Genomic DNA, 19,921 nt, shown 5'->3' on the forward strand with positions numbered 1-19,921 from the left:
ATAAAATTATGAACCGAGTAATAAAATTATGCACTATGCTCATTGCTTGGGCCAGTGTGTGGATGGGCGGGTGTACGCCTGATGATTTTGATTTGGGTGCTGTGGATGTCAATCCCGGAGATCTTGTAGAGGGTATTGCGTTCAAAATCGAGCATGATGCGGAGAATCCAAATATTGTATACCTGACGAGTCTGATGGATAGCCGTTATACACCCTTATGGGATCATCTGCAAGGGCGTAGTCAAGCGCATAAAGTGACATTGAAAATTCCCTTTGAAGGAACATATGAAGTGAAATTTGGCGTGCAGACCAGAGGAGGGATTGTGTTCGGAGAACTGGCGACTTTTACCATTGACAATTTCTATGCAGGCTTCGTCGATCATGAATTGTGGACACTCTTATCGGGAGGGGTAGGTCAAGAAAAAACATGGTATCTCGATCTCGACGGAGAGGGTTTGAGTCGCTACTTTGTAGGTCCGCTCTTCTTTTACGGTATGGACGATAGTTGGGTAACGGTAACTGAAGGTAAAACGATAGAGGGTGATTCCTGGAATTGGAAACCCGATTATAAAGGAAATAGTTGGTTGATGGCTGCCGGCGATTATGGTGCGATGACATTTTCTTTGAAAGATGGCGCCAACGTACGCGTAGATCACAAAATGCTGGCGAATCGTGGCGTGGAGACAGGGACGTATATGATCGATACGGATAATTACACCATGCGGATGAATGATGCCAGCCCGCTACACAATAAGGAACGAGATGGGCATGTGGTCGACTGGGGGAATATCCGGATCTTATCGCTAACGGAAAACTACATGCAATTGGCGGTCGTCCGGGATAAAGTGTTATCAGAAGAAGATCCTTGTTTGCTGGTCTATAATTTTATTTCCAAGGACTATAAAGATAATTGGGTGCCGGGAGATCAACCGGATCCGGAACCGCCTTATGAGGGGAATGCCAACGATGACCTAACGACATCGACCACCACGAGTAAAAAATGGGCGCTGTCATTGAATACGCCTTATAATTGGACAAATCTTGCCGGGGAGTTTCTAAATGGGTGGTCTAATCCTTCTGACTATCTGTCGACGACTTGGGCCTCGTACGATGCGGATCTTATCCGGAATATTTCGCTTACATTAGATAAAACAGGAGCAAATGCAGGAAACTACGTGTTTACCGATGGAACCAATAGTAGTATTACGGGTTCCTATAGTACCGATGAGAACAATAATATCGTGTTCGATAAGGTAATTTCGTTCACCATATCGGGCGGAATATCGCTCTCGACAACGGATGAACGGATGTTGCGTATTATTACGGTGGAGCGAGATGCTGCGGGTGATCTCTCCGGTCTTTGGTTAGGACGGAGGGATCCAGATAAGCCAGAGTACCAGGTCTACAAATTTGAACCTGTCGTGGGTGGTGCTACAACCAATCCGTTAACTCCTTGGAAAAATGCTTTAGCAGGAAAAACCTTTATGCCCGATGTCAACTATTTTGCGGATTGGGTCACGGAATCTTGGTCAGGCGGATGGACAAGCGATCTCTTTCCGAATGATTTCACAACACAGTCGTGGCTTTGGACGCAATCTGTATACGACGCCTGCTTAGCTTCATCGATTTCGTATTATCTAGATGGCGATGTGTTGAAAGCAAATGCTGTGGACAATGGTGTTACTAAAAGCGGAATTGTGGTCGAGGTTGATCCAGAAGCACGGACCATTACTTATTCTGAAGCTCCGTTTACTTTCAGTTTTGTATATACGGACAATAACGGTGGAAAAGGACCTTGGTTGTTCGGTTCCTATGATGGAGCCAATTTAGGAAATGTCAATACTAAAGGGGTGTATTTGGGATTCGTTTCCAAGCCGGGAGAAATTAGCATGAATCACATCAAAATTAAGGAATAATGAGACGTATCTATTATTTGTTAATTTTTTTTGGGGCATTGCTGTCCAGTATAATCTCTTGTTCTAAAGATCAGGAGGCTATCACAGCAGAGCTGGTTGTATCTACAGAGACGATATCCCTTTCTAATGGAGGGGAGACGAAAGTATTTCATGTAAAATCTAATGTCGATTGGACCGTTTCCTCTTCGGAGAGCTGGTTGACGTTGACACCTACTGCAGGCGGCAACGGCACGAATAAAATAGAAGCGACCGTCGCGGTGAATCCAGAGACCGCAGATCGCCGGGCAACCATAACTGTTCAAGCGGATAACCTGACGCGGCAAATAATGGTCGTCCAAACAGCGTCGGCGTTATTCTCGATTGATCAAGACGAATATACTGTGGGAAAAGGAGTACAAGACTTGGTGTTTTCTGTGGAGAGCAATGCGGCTTATATTATTGAATTTGACGGAGAATGGATGTCGAGAAAGTCGGAGCCTGTGGTTTCTGGACCTTCTTATCAGGAGACTATCCTTATAAAAGAGAATGGAAATATTTTTGAGCGCGCCGGAATCATTACATTAAAGCGAGGCAATGAAACTTTGCTTGTCAACATTAAACAGGAAGCTAATCCGTTAACGATTCCTCCTGTATCCACGGGCGTTTCTGCCGATGCGGTAGCCTTGGCCGGCAAGCTGCGTGTGGGGTGGAATTTGGGGAATTCGTTGGAAGCTGCGGCAAGCCCGACATCGGCCAGTGAGACAATGTGGGGCAATCCGAAGACGACGGAAGATTTTATTCAGGCGGTAAAAGCTGCCGGGTTTAACGCCGTGCGCATACCCTGCGCCTGGAGTGGATATATGGAAGATCAGACCACCTATCGAATAAAAGACACTTGGCTAGCTCGGGTGAAAGAGGTCGTTGACTATTGTGTAGATAATGATATGTATGCAATAATCAATATGCATTGGGATGGCGGATGGCTAGAGGAACACCCGTTATATAACCATCAGGAAGAGGTCGGTAAGAAGCAAAAAGCGCTTTGGGAGCAGATTGCGGTCTACTTTAGGGACTATGATGAGCATCTGTTGTTTGCGGGTACGAATGAGGTACGTGCTAATTACAACACACCGACAGCGGAACATCTTACTGTTCAGCAATATTATAATCAGAACTTTGTCGACGCGGTACGTGCTACGGGCGGGCGCAATGCGTATCGGAATTTGATCGTTCAAGCTTACAATACGAATATTCGCTTTGCGGTTGACTATATGCAGATGCCGGAGGATCTTGTTACAGGCCGCCTGATAGCGGAAGTACATTATTATGATCCTTATGATTTTAGCCTTGATATAGAAAGCAACAAATACTTGTGGGGAGCGGAATTCGCCGGTTCGGCAAATGTGTCTGACTGGGGACAGGAAGCTTGGGTGGATACGCAGTTTGCGGATATGAAAGCACATTTTATCGATCGGGGTATACCGGTCATATTGGGTGAGTATGGTGCTACGTACAGAGCTTTGACCAATGCGGCCGCACTGCAGGATCATAAGAAGGCACGGGCGAATTATTTAAAGTATGTGACAGGAGCGGCGATAGCCCACGGATTGATCCCCTTCTATTGGGATAGCGGTCATACGGGAGATAACGGATCGGGTCTTTTTGATAGAAACAACGGGCAAGTCGTGCATCAGGATGCGTTGAACGCTATTATGGAGGGGGTTAATTAAATTTTAGTATGGTAAAAAGAAATATTTTGGGGTTATTGATGATATTATTTTTGACGATAACAAATCATATATCGGCACAAAGTGGTTTTCAGAACCCTATTATTCGTGGTTTTAACCCGGATCCTAGTATATGTAGGGTAGGAGATGATTATTATTTGGTGACTTCGTCTTTTGAATATTTTCCTGGGTTGCCTATCTATCACAGCAAAGATCTGATCAATTGGCAACAGATTGGGCACTGTCTTACCCGCGATTCCCAACTCGCTCTTCAGGATGCACCAGCATCAGGAGGATTGTTTGCACCGTCGTTACGTTATCACGACGGTCTTTTCTATGTGGTATGTACCAATGTGCCTGACCGAGGTAATTTCTATTGTACGGCAGAGAATCCTGCCGGACCGTGGAGTGACCCCATATGGGTGGATATTAAAAGCATAGATCCGGATATTTTTTGGGATGATGATGGTAAAACATATTTTGTGACACAGGGAGACGAGGGGATACGGATTACCGAAATCGATATCAAAACGGGCGAAAAGCTCTCGTCTGAGAAATTGGTGTGGGGAGGCATCGGCGGACGGTTCCCTGAAGCCCCACATATCTATAAAAAGGACGGTTATTATTATTTGTTGCTCGGTGAGGGGGGAACAGAATACATGCACAGCGCAACTATCGGACGGAGTAAAAGCCTTTTTGGTCCGTATGAAAATTGTCCGCTGAACCCTATCTTGACACATGCGAATCGTATAGGGCAGGGAAATCCTATCCAAGGGGTTGGTCATGCCGATTTTGTACAGGCTGCTGATGGATCTTGGTGGACGGTCTTCTTGGGTTTTCGCGTGACGCAGCCGTACTCGTATTATCATATTCTGGGCAGGGAAACGTTTTTGGCACCGATAGATTGGCCTAAGGGAGGGTGGCCGCAGATCAATGGCAATGGTGTTGTACATCTCGATATGCAAGTACCCTTATTGCCGCGTCAGCCGTTTATTACACCAGTGGCACGTACGGATTTTGATAGCGATACGCTGGGCTTTGAGTGGCAGTTTTTGCGCAACCCCATACGTGAAGTTTACTCTCTTCAGGAACGCCCGGGATATCTTCGGATTATGGCCACGCCTAGTACATTGGATGAAGCTGCACAGGTGTCTATGCTCTGTCGTAGACAGACTGAACATGAGTTCCGTGCGGAGGCTTCGTTAGAATTGGTTTCGCAAAATGAAGATGAGGAAGCTGGACTGACCTTAATACAAAATAATACCCATCATTATGAGGTGCTGTTGAAGCGGAAAGCGAAGCATTATGTTGTACAGGTACGGGTATCAGCAGGTTCGTTGCGATATATCGCAGAGGAAAGGGTTGTTCGTGACAATAAAGTTGTTCTACGGATACAAGGGGGACCGTTGTCATATTCCTTTAATTATCAAATTCTAGGAAATACAACTTGGCACTCGTTAGGTGCGCTGGATACCCGATACCTCAGCACAGAAGTGGCTGGTGGGTTTACAGGGGTGATGATCGGATTGTACAGTTCATCCAATGGTAAGCCGACTCGCGCCAAAGCATTTTTTGATTGGTTTGATTATGCTACAGGTATATAATGATGCCACGGCATTTTATAAAAAAGATTGATGTATAAAATTAAAAGCGTTAATAGCGTTGTATTAGGTCTATGCGTGGTAGTGTGGATAGGGATAATAGGAATCGGTGTAGCGCTGGGGCAAAGCCCAAAAGTCATTGATTTCAATATGGGCTGGTCCTTTCGTTTGGATTCGGTCTCCGATTATCGAGATCAAGGAGTGGACTACCAAGACTGGCGTCAATTGAACTTACCGCACGACTGGAGTATTGAGCTTCCCTTTGATAGCTTAAGTGCGGGTAGTAGCGGTACAGGGTATTTATCGGGTGGGGTAGGCTGGTATAAAAAAATGTTCACGCTTTCGGAAACCGAACGTTCGAAACGTGTATATATCGAGTTTGGAGGGATATATGAAAATAGTGAAGTTTGGATCAATAATACCTATCTAGGGCATAGACCGAATGGTTATGTGCCTATTGTGTATGACTTGACGGCGTATGTAAATAAAAATGGAGAACCGAATGTTATTACCGTTAAGGTCGACAATAGTAAGCAACCCAATTCGAGATTTTATACTGGCTCGGGGATCTATAGAAATGTCAAATTGTTCTTCACGTCAGATGTGACAATCGCTTATAACAGTACTTTTATCACAACGCCTGTCATCAACGAGCAACAGGCAAAGATTAAGATACAATTGGAGATTGTTAATCATTTAGCACGTAGACAAAACGATATCACAGTCGAAACACAAGTATACGATCCGCAGGGCGATTTGGTGTCGCAGGAGCAGACAAAAGAGCTGCGTATCCACGGAGGAGTTAACCAATTCGTCGAGCAAAACTTAACGGTGGCGCAACCTCTACTCTGGTCTCCGGATACACCTCACTTATATCGTGCGGTGACTATCATACGACAAGGGAAACGGGAGCTTGATCGGTATACTTCTGTATTTGGGATTAGATCTTTTCATTTTGATGCTGCACAGGGTTTCTTCTTAAATGGTCAGTCGTTGAAGATCCGGGGTGTTTGTTTGCACAGCGATTTAGGTGCGTTAGGTATGGCGTTTAATCGATCTGCGGCAAAAAGACAGTTGCAGATAATGAAAGATATGGGGGTGAATGGTATCCGTACATCACATAATCCGACAGCTACGGAATTTCTTGATCTCTGTGATGAATTCGGATTTATTGTGATGAGCGAGACATTTGACGTATGGAAACATCCTAAAAACCCTTATGATTATCACTTGTATTGGGACGAATGGTATGAACGTGATTTGGTGGATCATATTAAGCGAGATCGAAATCACCCCTCGCTGTTTATCTGGTGTCTGGGTAATGAAGCGCAAGAGCAATGGCATGATCCGGAATTGGGGTCGGCAATACCTGTGCGGTTGGCGGCCATCGTGGATAGCTTGGATGGCACTCGACCCACCACCATCGCGAATAACGAGATGTCAAAGGATAACCCAGTGTTGATGACTACTGCTATCGACATCGTCGGCTATAATTACAATCACCAGAAATGGCTGTCTTTTCCCCAAGAACATCCCGGCCGGAAATTGATTGTCACGGAGAGCACCTCTGCGTTGGAAAGTCGCGGGCAATATGATCTGGTGCCGATGGACAGTATCAGGAAATGGCCCGTGCGTTGGGATATTCCTTTTGACGGAGGTAATGAAGATAAAAGTATTTCGGCTTATGATCATGTCCATACACCTTGGGGGTCCACACATGAAGAAAGTTTACGTGTTTTCGAGACTTATTCGCATGTTTCTGGTATGTATGTGTGGACAGGATTTGATTATCTGGGAGAACCTACACCCTATACGTGGCCGGCACGTAGCTCCTATTTTGGGATTGTAGATCTGGCAGGGTTTCCTAAAGACGTTTATTATCTTTATCAGAGTGTGTGGACCGAAACGCCAGTACTGCATATATTGCCTCACTGGAACTGGCAACATGGCGATACGATAGATGTAGTCACTTATTATAATCAAGCGGATGAAGTGGAGCTGTTTGTAAACGATGTGTCGAAAGGGCGGAAAGCAAAGGAAAAGAATAACCTCCATGTCAGCTGGGCGGTACCTTACGAGGCTGGCAGTCTTACAGCGATAGCTTATCAAGATGGCGTGGAAGTGCGACGTACAACTCGTCATACAACCGGGGAAGCTGTAAGCCTTGTCATAAAAAGTAAGCAAGATACTTTCGACACAGCACACGAAGAACTGGCTTTCCTCGAGGTTCTAGCAATCGATGTGGGAGGCAACGAGGTGTCCCATTTCAATGAGTGGGTCAATGTGGACATACAAGGTGGAGGCAGGGTCGTAGCTACGGATAATGGTTGCCCCACGGATTTAATGTCTTTTCAATCATGGACGCGAAAAGCTTATAATGGAAAGTTACTGGTTGTAGTTAAGGGGGATACAGCTAATGAGATTATTGTCTCGGTTCATGCCGATGGACTGAAGAGCGGAATCCGAAAATTAGTGATGAAGTAAAATGGAAGCATAAGCTCCGATCAATTGGAGCTTATGCTTCCACATTTTTTATTTTGCTTCTTTAAGCACTTGCGTGTTCAATTTTACATATTCTTCGTTATTGCCGGCTTTAGCCATCTCGATGCCTTCCGTTGCGGTTTTGACTGCTCCGGCTTGGTCACCAGCTTTCAATAAGATCCTTGCTTTCCAGTATTTGATATGAGGCGCTTTTGTATTGCCTTTATCGGCTTCCGTGACCCATTCAGCCGCTTTGTTGATATCCAGGTTGTTATTGTAGTAATATTGTGCGGCTGCAAAATAAGGTTTCTTTTCGCCCTTCATAGCTTTTTCAATACCTGCTATAATCTCTTTAGACTGATCAACCGTGATAGGAAAGGAAACTTTCGTATTTTCCCAAACTAATGTTAAATCCGCACCGGTAGGTGTTACGTTTTCAAAGGCGATGGTAAAGGTTTCAGCTTTATCCTTCAACTTTTTTTGTTTCGCTTGAAAACGTAAAAAATCTTCATTTTGATTGTACTGATAAGCACCCCACTGTTCCACATTCTTGCTTAGAATGATGGTCCAATCGCCTTTGGTTGGGATTGTAAAAAGGCCATACGTACCGGCAGGAACGGTATTGCCTGCGATTGTAACGTCCTCTTCAAATGTAAGTGAAGGTATACCATTTGCCCCTGTTCGCCAAACCTGGTCATATGGTACTAGATTTCCGAAGACTTTACGGTTGTTTATATTTGGACGCTGGTATACAAGTGTGACCTTTTTAATGCCAATACCTTGTTCGATTTTCGTGGTGCTGCTCGCAGGTGGAAACTTTGCCTGTGCTTGTGACTCTTGTGTAGAAAATAAGAGGACGCCGGCAAAGATTAAGGATAAGACTGTTTTCTTCATATGTATGTTGTTTGTTTTTCTATGCTAAAGATACTAAGATTTTGATTGACCTACTCTATGACCATAACTAGCAAAATAAAGAATATAAAGATAAGCTGGGATCATAGCGTATAGAAATGCATGTTGAAAATCGATATCAAGCGTGTCTTTTAGATAACCATAGAATAGTGGCCATATCGCTCCACCGGCAATACCCATAATCATGATTCCAGAGCCCACTTTCGTAAATCTGCCAAGCCCCTTGATCCCTAAAGGGAAAACAGCTGGCCACATCAACGCATTGGCAACACCTAAAAGTGCTACAAAGATATAGGAAGTCATCCCGGAAGTAAATACAGAAATAGTGGTAAACGCAATGCCTACTATAGTACATAATCTGAGAGCGGATTGTTGTGAAATAAATCTAGGTATCGTTGCAATGCCAATAAAATAGCCGAGCAGCATACATCCAAGTGTGAACGCTGTTCCGTATTTTACAAAGAATGGAGGAAGGGACAATAGATGGCCGTATGTTCCAATAATATCGCCTGCCATCACTTCTACTGCAACACAAAAGAATATGGCGAAGGCACCCAAAAAGAGATGTGGAAAATTAAAGATACTGTTTTTCCTTTTGATGGTCGCACTTTCTTCCACAGCTTCTTCTTTGTTAACGTCGACATCCGGCATTTTCACAACGAATACAATAACCGCAAGTATAGCTACGCCGATAGCTACTCCGATATAAGGACCATGTAATCTTGCCCCAAGTTCCGTTAATAATGTATCGTGTTCTGGACCTACTTGTAATGCTTGTATTTTACCTGCAATCGAATCGTAATCTTTTAGCAATATACTACCCAAGACAATTGGTACAATTATGCCTGCGCCCTTATTGAAAATCCCAACAATAGAAATACGCTGAGCTGCGCTTTCAATAGGTCCTATAATACTTAAATATGGGTTGATTGCTGTTTGAAGAAGAGCCATTCCCGAAGCTTGGATAAATATAGCAATTAGGAAGAGGCTATAATTTAGTTGTGATGCAGCAGGTAATATAATTAATGCCCCAGCTACTATTAAGAGAAGACTAGATACAATCCCATTTTTAAATCCTATTTTATCCAAGATCCACGAACTCGGCAGTGCTAAAAAGAAATATGCTATGTAGGACGCAAATAAAATAAAAAAAGCTTGTAAATCTGTTTCCAGATTAAAAGCTAACCTTACAAAAGGTATTAACGCTCCGTTGGCCCATGTTATATAACCTAAGATAAAAAACAATGCACAGCATATCAACATAGGGACGAATGCGGTTTTTTTTGGTGCTTCTATATTATTCATCAATTAATTATTTGCTTAAGTTAGCTGTCTATTTTTAAAACTTTTCACTACAAGACTAACAAAATATATTGATATTAGGAAACAGAAAAATATAGACAAACGATTGCATATTGGAAAAAACTTTACATAATTTTAGACTAAAAAGATAGAGAGATTTCATTTGGGGGTGAAATCTCTCTAAAACCTAAACCGTATCATAAAACCATATCGAATGGTATTTGTATATAGTACAATTTAGATGATAATATAGTTTTAAAAATTTTTATTTTTTTTTAAGAGGGTTTATCTACAATCGCCACCGTCAGTCGCGAAACACAAATAAGAACGTCTTTTTCATTTTTTATTTTGATATCCCAGACGTGGCTTTTTTTTCCAATATGAAGTGGAGAACAATACGCATATAGTGTACCCGCGGCAACGGATTTCAAATGATTAGCGTTTACTTCCATTCCCACACCTACTAAGCGCTGTGGATCAATAATTAGATTGGACGCGATACTCCCAACGGATTCTGCCAATACTACGGACGCCCCGCCATGTAAAATCCCGAACGGTTGTTTGACTTTGTCAGATATGGGCATCGAGGCAATGAGCATATCGTCTCGTACCTCCGTTGCCTGGATGTTGAGATAACCTGTCATAAATTTTTGGAAGATACTGTTAATCTCCTCCAATGTATAATCTTTAAACCAAATTTTCGACATTCTCATTGTTAAGATAACGTTCTTTTAAAATAATACGATGATGTACCAAGTGACCTGCAATCACATAAAGGAAAGCTTTAACGGTGATGAGCCTACCCGAAGCCATACCTTTTCGCTCTAATTCTATTTCGTTGAAGATATTGAATAACACGAGATTCGCCTTTCGGAGATGGATGAACTCTTCTTCTATACTGTCCAAAGAGCGCTCGTTGTGGCGTCCATTTTGCACGAATTCGTCTTGTTCAAAAGGAGCTAGTTCTGTCATGTCGTTGCGAGCAAATCGTAAGGCACGATAGGCCATAACCCGCTCGGTGTCCAAGATGTGGCATAATACTTCTTTGACTGTCCATTTTCCTTCAGCATAGGTATAATCACCCAAATCTTCAGGGATACTTCGGATAAATTCAGGGAAAGTTTCCACCTGCTGGTGTAATTCTTCCATAACAGGGCCAACTACATTTTCTATGTAATCACTGTATATTGCAGGATATTCATCAGACTTGAGTGGGTTCATAGCGTAAATTACTTTTAAGTATAATCCTAAATGTTGTTCCTTTTTCTAGTTCAGATTCCTTAACAAATATTTGGCCTTGATGATAGTCAACCATACGTTTTGTTAAGCTGAGCCCTAATCCCCAACCACGTTTACGTGTTGTAAAACCAGGTTGGAAAATTGCATCGAAGTTTGATTTCGGAATGCCTTTTCCTGTATCGCTAATGTCTATAAAAATTTCCTCTTTTGCAATGTTGTCGATGATGTTAATCGTTATTTTTCCTTCGGACTCAATGGCATTCACTGCATTTTTTAATAAGTTTTCGATAATCCAATCGAATAATGGGATGTTCAATTTCGCTTCAACAGTCTTGTCCCCCGTAATTTCAAACGTGATTTTCTCGCTTGTTCGTACTTTAAAATATTGAACGAAATCACGGATAACTTGATGAACAGCGTGGCTAGTTAAGGACGGGATAGATCCTATTTTCGAGAAGCGATCTGCAACAATCTCCAAACGTTTTACATCTCTTTCCATTTCATTTAAGGCACTATCATCCTCGGCATTGAATTTAATGCGTACAAGCTCTAACCATCCCATTAATGAAGATATCGGGGTGCCAAGTTGATGTGCAGCTTCTTTCGCCATACCTACCCAGACTAAGTTTTGTTCGGATTTTTTGATAGAATTAAAAACCGTATAAGCGATGATCAAAAAAAGAGCAATTAGAGAGAGTTGGAGGTAGGGGAAAATACGTAATTGACGTAATGCAAGGGAATCTAAGTAATAAACAGACCATTTTTCCCCAGTGTCCAACGGAAGCGCAATAGGTGCGTGATTCCGTTTCATACGTGCCAATTGTTTTTCGAAATAGACGGGGTCATATTCTAAATTGCTGTTTATGGAATCGATTTGTTCTTGAATATTAGTCTTGTTGGGATCAAGGTCGCGCCAAAAGATGATATTGCCTTTGCTATCCGTAATAATAGCAGGAATAGATAAACTATCTCGTACCGCATACACATAGCTAATGAATTGATCATCTACATCGGGCATAGTCATAATACTACGGGTACTCATCGCCCAAACTTCAGCTTTGGTACGTTCGGATTGAGAAAGGCTCTTCACCAAATAATTCGTGTAAAACAAGGAAGCAGCCGCAATAAGTGCGGCAAATAGGAAAAGAAAGAATTTCCAGCGCTGTTGATTGTTATATTGATATAGCTTGTCCTGATTCATATCTAAATAGTGTGCAAAATAGGGATTTTTTGCCATTCCTAAAATGTGTAATTTTGCATCTATGAGTTCGCAACGAAAAGTAAGAGTACGCTTTGCGCCAAGCCCTACAGGCGGTTTACACCTCGGCGGTGTACGCACAGCATTGTTTAATTATCTATATGCCCGCCATCATGGGGGGCAATTTGTTTTGAGAATTGAAGATACCGATCAAACTCGGTTTGTACCGGGAGCAGAAGAATATATCAACGAATGTTTGGAATGGTGTGGACTTACACCCGATGAAGCACCTAATAAACCAGGTGAATATGGTCCTTATCGGCAGAGTGAGCGGAAAGCATCTTATCGACAGTATGCGGAACAATTGGTGAATGACGGATTCGCCTATTATGCATTTGATACCGCAGAAGAACTAGATGCACGCCGTAAGGAAGAATCAAACTTTCGGTATTCACATGAAAACCGTCTGCACCTGCGTAATTCGCTAAGCTTACCCAAAGAAGAAACGACAAAACTTTTAGCTGATGGGCATCCGCACACGATTCGTATTAAAATGCCTGTAGAAGAAACTGTTTCTTTTGAGGATATGATTCGAGGGCGTGTCGCATTTGAAACAGGTTTAGTGGATGATAAAGTTTTGTTAAAAGCAGACGGGATGCCAACATATCATCTGGCTGTTGTAGTTGATGACAAAGCAATGGAAATTTCGCATGTTTTCCGGGGTGAAGAATGGCTTCCCTCAGCACCGGTGCATATATTGCTATGGGAATACTTAGGATGGAAGGATAAAATGCCCCACTGGGCACATCTGCCCCTCATCTTGAAGCCAGATGGAAATGGTAAGCTTAGCAAACGCGATGGCGACCGATTGGGCTTTCCGGTATATGCCATGAACTGGACTGAACCGAAATCGGGTGACGTTACTAAAGGATTCCGCGAAATGGGGTTCTTACCTGAGGCTTTCATTAACATGTTGGCTGTTTTGGGTTGGAATGACGGAACTGAACAAGAGATTTTTAGTATCGAAGATCTTGTCTCGAAGTTCTCGGTCGACAGAATTGGTAAAGCAGGTGCAAAATTCGATTTTGAGAAGGCCAAGTGGTTTAATCACGAATGGATTAAGAAAATAGACGATGCTCAGATCCTGCCGCAACTCGAGGAGTTGCTGAAGCAACATGGAGTTAAATATTATGCGATGGATTACGTGGCTGATGTGTTAACGTTGGTTAAGGAACGTCTAATCTTTATACAAGATTTTTGGGATCAGGCTTTCTTCTTCTTTACCAGACCGGAAACCTATAGTGTAGACGCAATAAAGCCGAAATGGGATGAAAATAAAACTGCTTTCTTTCAAGATATAGCACAGGAATTTATGACTATTCCCACCTGGACAGCGGATTCTTTAGAGCCATTTTTCAAAGGTAAGATTGCTGATTCCGGCATGAAGATCGGTGAATTGATGATGCCTTTTCGGATTATGTTGGTTGGTGGGAAATTTGGGCCTGACGTATTCCAGATTGCGGAAATATTAGGTAAAGATGAAGTAGTTAAACGTATAGAGATGGCGTTACCGCATTTTGCATAATGATAAATTTAGGAATAAGTAAAAAAGGAGCTGACTTTAACGTACAGCTCCTTTTTTTACTTATTCCTTGTATAAATATAAATTAACGAACAGGAACGAACTCAAATGTAGTGTCGTAAACGGTACTTCCGTTCAAACCTGTTGTGACGTAACCTTTACCATTCAATGAGAAACCAACGGCTTTTTCCCGAGGGTCAGTAGAAAGTGCTTGGTGTTTATCCGTCCAAGAATCTGAGGATGGCTCATATTTCCATACGGTACTCGTTACGGTGCTGGCGTTGCGACCGCTAACTACATAGCCGTAATTGCCAATAGTGAATGCACTTGCACTGTATTTGCGGGCATCGTAAGTATAGCTGTCGTCGCTACGGTTCAAATCGTTTAGTGGCGTCCAATTAGTTCCGTCAAACGAATAGAAATCTTCCGGCAACGCACTGCTACCTGTGTTTCCTCCACCTACATAAGCTTTATCGCCAATTACAAACGCAAAAGCATACGCTTTTTTGTATTTGAAAGATGTATTTATACGTGTCCACGTGTCGCTGGAAGGATCGTAACGATAGAAATTACTGAAATCCGTTGCACCGGCTTTTTCACGTCCAAGACCTACATAAGCATAATTTCCCAAAGTGAAAGCAACCGCACCATAACGAGCTTCTCCGGGGAAGTCGGCAATTTGCGTCCAAGTGTTGGTGGACGGATCGTAGCTGTAGAAATCGTTGAAATCTTCGTTATCTAAATTTCGCCCCGTTCCAATATAACCTTTACCATTGATGGCGAAACCTACGGCTTCGTGACGTGCATCCCCCGGAAATGCAGCGATAGTAGACCATGCAGAACCGTCAAATTTAAATCCGTCAGATACTAGTCCGACAGTAGCGTTCACATACCCGCCAACGACATAGGCATTTGAACCGTCAATATTGAATGAGGCAGCACCACTGCGGCGTTGGCCGTCAAATACAACCGATCTTGTCCATTCCGTAGGGCCGTCATCCGTTGTATCCTCATCATCTTTGCTACAAGAATTGAACGACGTGAAAGCAATAGCACAGGCAAAGAATAACAATAGCCAATTTTTCTTATTCATAAATTATCTGAATTTAGTATACAATATATTCAATTTTATTTTGGGTTTTGCATTTTCCAATTCGATAAATGCGGTATTAAAAGTGCTGAACAAGTCAAGACTGGCCGCACTTAGATAAAACGATGTGTTGTCGTATGTAGTGGTTGATTTAAGCGTTTGCAAATACGCCATCATATTGAAGGTGTACGTGCCGTTTTGCCCGAACTCTTTCCCGGCTACAAATGCAGCTTGTTGCATTCCTGTTCCGTACGAATTTTGCAAAAATGAAATAGGTATCCCATCTTGATCGGCTACAAAAAGTATTAAAGAACTTGGTATGGCATGCACACCGGTGTTTTTGGATGATGTTTCGATCACCAATTCTGCTTTATTGATCGCCATATTCTCATTCTGTAAGAACTCTTTTAACGATGGTAAAGAGATTTTCGCTACAGTGCCACTTCCCGCTTGTACGTAGGTAAGACCTCCGGTAGCCGTTGTAGATAAGGCGTTAGTAGACGATAGGTTTTCAAAAGCTGTGCCCGTCCGGTCTGTTGTGATATTGTTATATTGATAGTTCGGGTCAACGATTTTGAGTTCTTTGAAGCCGGTCTGTTTATGTCCGTCGGTTCCGTAATAGCTGTAATTAAGTTTAACTTGCAGTGTATCGCTAAAGCCAAGAATAGTAGTGTTACTTTCATCCGGAGCCAATACAAAACCTTTAAAATATTCTTGGAAATTACTGTTTGATGTTACTCGAATATCGCCTTTTTTTACTTTATCAAAAAAATCCTGTCCAATGTTGTCTTCTAAACGAATATTCAACGAATCCATCGATTTTATGCGTGGTCGGAATGTTGTCATGCCAATTTCGGAGCTATTGTAAGCAAAGGTTTGATCCGAGAAGATAGATGCGCCCGTTATGTATATTGGAAGTGGTTGGTTCGGATAGCGAGGGGTAATTGTTTTAGTTGCTAAAGCTTCTGTCAGCTGGTGTACTCGAATAGTCTGTGCAGTTGTAGTATCACCGAAGTAATAGCGATTATAAGTAGGTTTTAATACTAAATTCAACGAATCAAATGTCGCAGCATCCGGAATGTCATTGGTTAATGTTGAAAAACCAATTCTAAAATAAGAAGATGATTCTATAATTCCGCTTTGCGGAATCGTAGCTTTACCGACAAGCACCACGCCGGTATAAACAGAAGGCATATCGGATAGCTGAACAGTAGAAGTATTGACCGTGAACGAATCAATCATCGTGACACCGACATTGCTTGTGGCGGAATTATCCAACATCACGCTCATGTCCTTGTCGCAGGACATTACAATGATTAGGGTGAAAAATGATACGGCAAAAAAGTGAATACTTCTCTTAAAAAAATGATTCATACTTGTTATTTGACCAGCAAAAGTAACTAAATAGAATTGTTAATCCGTGTTATATTTTGTTAAAATAGCCTTTTGCGGTGCAAAGCTACTAATTTTCTCCTGTTTCCCTACGATCAAAATTTCGTAAGTTGTAATTTAAGGACAACATGAAATAGCGTGTTAAAGTATTGGACGTCACGTCAGTAATCGCAATGTCTGTTACTCTTCTGCCAATGTTTTGTGCTTGATTGAAGACGTCAAATACTTTTAAAGATAGTTCTGCATTTTTCTGTCTTAAGAACTTGGTGCCCAATGAAGCATTCCAGAGCATCGTATTTGTGCCTGGAGATTCCAATATGCCGCTATTATAGATATATAATAGATTGGAGTGAGCTATAAGTGAACCTAGAAATTCGCATGTTAATGTGTGATTGATCGTATGGGAATATATCTTATAAACAGCTACGCGAGACACGGGATTCTCACTTAATGTGAGATTGATACGGTAGTTTAATCCAGAAACAAACTTTTTGTTGATATTGGTGTTTAAACCGATGCGCTGCTGTACACCATAATTGTACCCCTGTATTAATTGATCGTTGAGTACCGCGAAGTTGCTGTTATAGAAAGTGGTGTTGTTGAGATTTAGGTTGAGTTTCCATTTTTTGATGGGGATACCAAAACTGTTGGTCCAGCGTATACCATAAGAGCCGTCCACGTTGATAGGGACGGTATATTGACCGCCAGCACCTAATTGTATATCCTCAAATAATAGGAGAGCCGTGTCTGTCGTAAGGACAGAATTGACGATTTTGTCATTTGTATAATTAAAATCCATGCTTGAATTGAAGCTTTGCCCTGTGGAGCGTCGCACGTCTTTATATTGGATTTTTATTTGATGATTATACTCTTGCTGGAGATAGGGGTTGCCATTGCGGATGTTCAATTCGTTCTGGTTGTTAATAAAATCTTGTAATTGGTTGATAGTCGGTGTATTCGTTGTCGTGTTGTAATTTATTTCGAAACGTCTTTCTTTGTTTATATTATAAGTAGCTGAGAATTCTGGATGAAAGCTGCCAAACGAAGCGCGTGTTATAAGATGGATCGGTACAGTACGGTCGTTATTGCGAACGCCGTGTTGATAGCTTAGTCCAATTTGAAAACGCAACGAATCTTTTTTATTATAGGAAAAAGACAATCCTCCTTTATGATAATTGAAATCATTTCTAAATTCATTAGACAGACGGTCTTTTAACTCACCCAGTTGGCCTGTTTCCGGCTAGCCATTCAAATGTTTCTCGATCGGAATAGTTCTGTGTGTTTCTAATATTGTAGCTGAGCTGTAATCTGCTCCGTTGGGAGAGGTTCTCTGTAAGAGACAACCTGTTGTTGAAGCCGGAGCCGTATCCGTTGGTGATACTTTGATTGTTGTTGGTGTCGACCCGATTAAGCAATGCGTCTTTGTAATATTCTGTGAGCGCAAGATTTTTTCCCAAAGCTTCGTTAGTACTTTTGTTACCAGAGGCATTGAGGGAAATTGTCCTTCCGGGCTTTTTAAAGCGATACATATAGGTAAACCTTCCTCCGAAATTTAAGTTGCTGTTGCGGCTGTCGGTCTGCCTAGCTGAGGTATTGAGCAAATCATCTTCTTTTAAAAAAGTATAGAAATGGTCGCTCCCCGTGCGACCAATTGAGCGATAAGACAAATTTGGAGCAAAATCGATGCGTTGCCTGTTGTTGATGTTCCAGCGTACACGTGCGTTTGCCTTATGTTCTGTTTGCCGATTAAGGCTGGACTGTTCTTGTGCCCGGGATTGGTTGACACGGTTTCCCAAGATATATTCAATATCGGATAAGGAGATAACGTTGGTCTTGGACGAATGAAAGTTGTAGTCACCGCTGATATCCATGGCGTTGTTCAAGAAATCGTTGTTGTAATTGATTGCTCCTGCATAGGTGTCGGACAATCCACGATCGGTATTGTTGTTCCCTCGCCGTGATCCACCACGCCCCTGTTCTGCAAAATTAGTTTCGTTGACATTATTTGCCATGAGATTTACAGCGATTTTCTCATCTCCATCAAATCGGTTGATGGATGTATTTAACGCAAATTTATTTTCGTCTCCATATCCCGAAGAAGCCTTTCCAAAGGTGCCACGCTTTCTGTCTGGCTTTGTAACAATGTTAATCACTTTTCGTCGTTCGCCATCATCAAAGCCAGAAAATCTGGCCTGTTCCGATTTTTCGTCTATGAGCTGGATTTTATCGATGATTTCAGCAGGCAGTGTTTTGAGAGCTATTCGGGGATCTGTGCTGAAAAACTCCTTTCCGTCAACAATAATCTTGGTTACTTCCTCGCCGTGTGCTTTCACATTTCCTTCTTCATCCAATTCTACACCCGGTATTTGTGCAACTAATTCGTCAGCATCTGCATATTCTCGGGTAGAAAACCGCTTTGCATCAAACTCGGTGGTATCCCCCCGAAGGGAAATTGCTGGAGTTCCCGTGATTTCTATCTCTTCCAAAGCAATCTCTCCGGATTCCATTGGAATGTTGACTTGTATATCTTTATCCGATAGTGTAAGGGATAATTTAAAGGATTGATAACCAAGATTAGTCGCATGTAAACTATAAATACCATTCGGGACGTTTTTGAACGAAAATATACCTAATCGATTAGTCGATGTAGATAGCAAGATCGAATCTTTTGTATTCAGCATGTTTACAGTTACTCCCGTTAGAGGAATATTCGAAATTTTATCTTCGACTTTGCCATGTATCGCGTATTGAGCCATAGATGTTATGCTGACTATTGATAAAATCAAAATCAAGCTAACATGACGAAGGTGTATAAAGATGCGAAAATCCATTGTAGGTCTATACTGACCGATAAAGATAGAAAAGGCAAGACGGATTTTGTTGATTGTTTCAAAAATTTTGCAAAGGGCAGTCGTGGCGAAAAATAGTATCTTTGTTAAAAATAGTATAGTATTACATGAAAGAGACGACATTAAGCCGTAAAGAGAAGATAATGAAAGTAGCTCTTTCCTTATTTGCGACGAAGGGCTATGTGGATACGTCGACAAAAGAGATTGCGCTGGGAGCAGAAGTGTCGGAAGCACTTATTTTTAAGCATTTTGGTAATAAAGATTCCTTGTTGACACATATTATTAAGTCTGGATATAGACGGGTACTTTCGCATCATCGGGGGATGATGACATACAAAAACCCTAAGGAGTTTTTGAGGAATATGATTTTTCTGCCGAATAAACTAGTTGCCGATGAACCACTTTTCTGGAAATTGCAAGAACGCCTGTCACATAATAGTTTTTCCAAGCAACAACATGAACAGTTTATGAAACCTGTACAGCCTGTTTTGGTGAAGGCCTTTTCCGAGCTAGGCTATGAAGAACCCGAATTGGAAACACAGTGTCTATTGCTTATTATTGACATGCTTTGGAAAAAAGAAGCGAATGGGGATATCGATAATGGGGTGGAGCTCGCGCAATTGTTAGAAAAAAAATATAATTTATTGTAAAGC

General features: G+C 42.0%; 15 protein-coding genes. 6 read left to right on the forward strand and 9 right to left on the reverse strand.

Annotated elements, in window-relative coordinates; genetic code table 11:
- Positions 1-8 precede the first annotated feature (8 nt).
- Genes H8B06_RS04160 through H8B06_RS04175 form a run of 4 tightly spaced genes read left to right on the forward strand, consistent with a single transcriptional unit; the run spans position 9 to position 7,707 of the window.
- The gene (locus H8B06_RS04160; RefSeq protein WP_190993032.1) at positions 9-1,916 is read left to right on the forward strand and encodes a hypothetical protein; all 1,908 of its coding nucleotides are present in this window, start codon (positions 9-11) and stop codon (positions 1,914-1,916) included.
- Positions 1,916-3,625 carry a cellulase family glycosylhydrolase gene (locus tag H8B06_RS04165; protein ID WP_190993033.1) on the forward strand — a complete coding sequence of 570 codons (1,710 nt, stop codon included), beginning with the start codon at positions 1,916-1,918 and terminating at the stop codon, positions 3,623-3,625. Before H8B06_RS04160 ends, H8B06_RS04165 begins: the two co-directional genes overlap by 1 nt.
- Positions 3,626-3,633: 8 nt before the next feature.
- Positions 3,634-5,226, forward strand: a complete 1,593-nt coding sequence (locus tag H8B06_RS04170) for a glycoside hydrolase family 43 protein (protein WP_190993034.1) — start codon at positions 3,634-3,636, stop codon at positions 5,224-5,226.
- Between the two features lie 30 nt (positions 5,227-5,256).
- On the forward strand, positions 5,257-7,707 hold the full coding sequence (locus H8B06_RS04175; protein WP_190993035.1) for a glycoside hydrolase family 2 TIM barrel-domain containing protein: 2,451 nt from the start codon (positions 5,257-5,259) through the stop codon (positions 7,705-7,707).
- Positions 7,708-7,755: 48 nt separating this feature from the next.
- On the opposite strand, the gene H8B06_RS04180 is transcribed toward H8B06_RS04175, so the two are convergent.
- The 5 genes from H8B06_RS04180 to H8B06_RS04200 all read right to left on the reverse strand — a co-directional run bounded on the left by H8B06_RS04180 (position 7,756) and on the right by H8B06_RS04200 (position 12,394).
- Positions 7,756-8,598 (reverse strand): DUF2911 domain-containing protein, encoded by an 843-nt coding sequence (locus H8B06_RS04180; RefSeq protein ID WP_190993036.1) that lies wholly within the window; start codon positions 8,596-8,598, stop codon positions 7,756-7,758.
- 33 nt (positions 8,599-8,631) lie between these two features.
- Positions 8,632-9,921 (reverse strand): sugar MFS transporter, encoded by a 1,290-nt coding sequence (locus H8B06_RS04185; RefSeq protein WP_223857463.1) that lies wholly within the window; start codon positions 9,919-9,921, stop codon positions 8,632-8,634.
- 272 nt (positions 9,922-10,193) lie between these two features.
- On the reverse strand, positions 10,194-10,625 hold the full coding sequence (locus H8B06_RS04190; RefSeq protein WP_190993037.1) for a hotdog fold thioesterase: 432 nt from the start codon (positions 10,623-10,625) through the stop codon (positions 10,194-10,196).
- A complete protein-coding gene (locus H8B06_RS04195) occupies positions 10,606-11,139 on the reverse strand; it encodes a DinB family protein (protein WP_190993038.1) in 534 nt (177 codons plus the stop codon). The genes H8B06_RS04190 and H8B06_RS04195 overlap by 20 nt, the downstream gene beginning before the upstream one ends.
- Positions 11,120-12,394 (reverse strand): sensor histidine kinase, encoded by a 1,275-nt coding sequence (locus H8B06_RS04200; RefSeq protein WP_394370016.1) that lies wholly within the window; start codon positions 12,392-12,394, stop codon positions 11,120-11,122. The genes H8B06_RS04195 and H8B06_RS04200 overlap by 20 nt, the downstream gene beginning before the upstream one ends.
- A gap of 25 nt (positions 12,395-12,419) precedes the next feature.
- On the opposite strand from H8B06_RS04200, the gene gltX reads away from it, so the two are divergent.
- On the forward strand, positions 12,420-13,940 hold the full coding sequence (gene gltX, locus H8B06_RS04205; RefSeq protein WP_190993039.1) for a glutamate--tRNA ligase: 1,521 nt from the start codon (positions 12,420-12,422) through the stop codon (positions 13,938-13,940).
- Positions 13,941-14,022: 82 nt separating this feature from the next.
- Here the strand turns inward: gltX and H8B06_RS04210 are convergent, their stop codons facing one another.
- The 4 genes from H8B06_RS04210 to H8B06_RS04225 all read right to left on the reverse strand — a co-directional run bounded on the left by H8B06_RS04210 (position 14,023) and on the right by H8B06_RS04225 (position 19,391).
- Complete coding sequence (locus H8B06_RS04210; RefSeq protein ID WP_190993040.1) at positions 14,023-15,030, reverse strand: Kelch repeat-containing protein; 1,008 nt, start codon at positions 15,028-15,030, stop codon at positions 14,023-14,025.
- 3 nt (positions 15,031-15,033) lie between these two features.
- Entirely contained in the window at positions 15,034-16,401 is a 1,368-nt protein-coding gene (locus H8B06_RS04215) for a DUF4270 family protein (RefSeq protein WP_190993041.1), read from the reverse strand.
- Positions 16,402-16,489: 88 nt separating this feature from the next.
- Complete coding sequence (locus tag H8B06_RS04220; protein ID WP_190993079.1) at positions 16,490-17,644, reverse strand: outer membrane beta-barrel protein; 1,155 nt, start codon at positions 17,642-17,644, stop codon at positions 16,490-16,492.
- Complete coding sequence (locus H8B06_RS04225) at positions 17,637-19,391, reverse strand: carboxypeptidase regulatory-like domain-containing protein (RefSeq protein WP_317170846.1); 1,755 nt, start codon at positions 19,389-19,391, stop codon at positions 17,637-17,639. Before H8B06_RS04225 ends, H8B06_RS04220 begins: the two co-directional genes overlap by 8 nt.
- Between H8B06_RS04225 and H8B06_RS04230 the strand changes: the two genes are divergently transcribed.
- Positions 19,376-19,918 (forward strand): TetR/AcrR family transcriptional regulator, encoded by a 543-nt coding sequence (locus H8B06_RS04230; protein WP_190993043.1) that lies wholly within the window; start codon positions 19,376-19,378, stop codon positions 19,916-19,918. The two genes, H8B06_RS04225 and H8B06_RS04230, sit on opposite strands and share 16 nt — an antisense overlap.
- Positions 19,919-19,921: the final 3 nt, after the last annotated feature.

The sequence above is a fragment of the Sphingobacterium micropteri genome, assembly GCF_014692515.1.
In the GTDB taxonomy this organism is placed as follows: Bacteria; Bacteroidota; Bacteroidia; order Sphingobacteriales; family Sphingobacteriaceae; genus Sphingobacterium; species Sphingobacterium micropteri.